The organism is bacterium, from assembly GCA_036524115.1.
GTDB lineage: Bacteria > JAUVQV01 > JAUVQV01 > JAUVQV01 > DATDCY01 > DATDCY01.
Map to the genome: position 1 here is coordinate 1 of DATDCY010000100.1, position 1,623 is coordinate 1,623.

Annotated in this window: 3 protein-coding genes; all 3 read left to right on the top strand. The window is 71.8% G+C overall.

Annotated elements, in window-relative coordinates; all coding sequences use genetic code 11:
- Window positions 1-558, top strand: a 558-nt coding sequence (locus VI078_04700; GenBank protein ID HEY5998586.1) for an LptA/OstA family protein, incomplete at its 5' end; no start/stop codon positions are given.
- Entirely contained in the window at window positions 555-1,295 is a 741-nt protein-coding gene (gene lptB / locus VI078_04705; protein HEY5998587.1) for an LPS export ABC transporter ATP-binding protein, read from the top strand. The genes VI078_04700 and lptB, both read left to right, overlap by 4 nt.
- Window positions 1,296-1,301: 6 nt before the next feature.
- Window positions 1,302-1,623 (top strand): RNA polymerase sigma-54 factor (locus VI078_04710; protein ID HEY5998588.1); only part of this gene is annotated, 322 nt, incomplete at its 3' end.

The window sequence follows — 1,623 nt, forward strand, 5'->3', positions numbered from 1 at the left end:
ACGCAGCCGGGCCGGCAGGCGCAGGAGCAGCCCGCGCGGGCGCCCCAGCCGCCGGTGCGCATCTCGGCCGAGTCGGCGGAGTACTTCAACGCCGAGAACCTGGTCGTGTTCACGGGGAAGGTCGTCGCCGTCCAGGCGGACACGACGATCACGGCTGAGCGCATGGAGGTGCGCTTCGCGCCGCCGGCGGGCGCCACGGGCGCCACGGGCGGACAGGCGGCGGCGCAGCCCGCGGCGGAGCAGCCGGGGGCGGCGGGCGCCGCGACCGGGCAACGCATCGCCTCGATCACGGCGCTCCAGAGCGTGACGTTCCGTCAGGTCGACCAGGAGAGCGGCAAGGAGCGTTACGCCACCGGCGAGCAGGGCATCTACGACGCCGAGCGGCGCACGGTGACGCTCACGGGGGCGCCGCGGCTGTGGGAGGGGAAGAACGTCATCGTCGGCGAGCAGATGGTCTTCCACCTCGAGGACAAGAAGGTCGTCGTCAAGGGCAAGGTCAACCTCGTCGTCTACCCCGACGAGGCGAAGGACGCCGGGAAGGGGAAGACGTCGCCGTGACCAGCGTGCTCAGGGCCGAGGGGCTCGTCAAGACCTACCGCTCGCGCACGGTGGTCAAGGGCGTCGACCTGTCGGTGCGCCAGGGGGAGATCGTCGGCCTGCTGGGGCCCAACGGCGCGGGCAAGACCACGACGTTCTACATGATCGTCGGCCTCGCGCACCCGGACCGCGGCCGCGTCCTCCTCGACGCCGACGAGATCTCCGGGCTGCCGATGTACCAGCGGGCGCGCAAGGGGATCAACTACCTGCCGCAGGAACCCTCGGTCTTCCGCAAGCTCACGGTCGCCCAGAACGTCATGGCCGTGCTCGAGAACATGCCGTACCCGAAGGCCGAGCGGCGCGAGATCATGCAGCGGCTGCTCGAGGACCTCGGCGTGGCGCACCTCGCCGACCGCAGGGCCCACTCGCTCTCCGGCGGCGAGCGCCGGCGGGTCGAGATCTGCCGCGCGCTGGCGACCTCGCCGCGCTTCGTGCTGCTGGACGAGCCCTTCGCCGGCATCGACCCGATCGCCGTGATGGACATCCAGAAGCTCGCGGCCATCCTCAAGGGGCGCGGCATCGGCATCCTGATCACCGACCACAACGTGCAGGAGACCCTGGAGATCACGGACCGCGCCTACATCATCAGCGCCGGCGAGATCCTCGAGGAGGGGACCCCGGAGCAGATCGCGCGCAGCGAGAAGGCGCGCCAGATCTACCTCGGCGAGCGCTTCCAGCTCGCGCAGCCGGGGGCCTAGGGCGACATGCAGCAGCCGCGCCTCGACCTGCGCCTGACCCAGCGGCTGGTCCTCACGCCGACGCTGCAGCAGGCGATCAAGCTGCTGCAGTACTCGCGCCAGGAGCTTGTCCAGTACATCCGCCAGGAGCTGCTGGAGAATCCGACGCTCGAGGAGGTGCTCGCCGAGCCGATCGGGCCGGCGCTCGAGGCCAAGACGCCGGCGGCGGCCGCGCCGGCCGAGCCCGAGGCCGCGCCCTCGCCGGACGGCGACGACGAGAGCTGGACGCGCTACCTGGAGAGCTACGCCGAGTCGTACGAGCCGCGCGGCGGCGGCGAGGAGGCGCCGG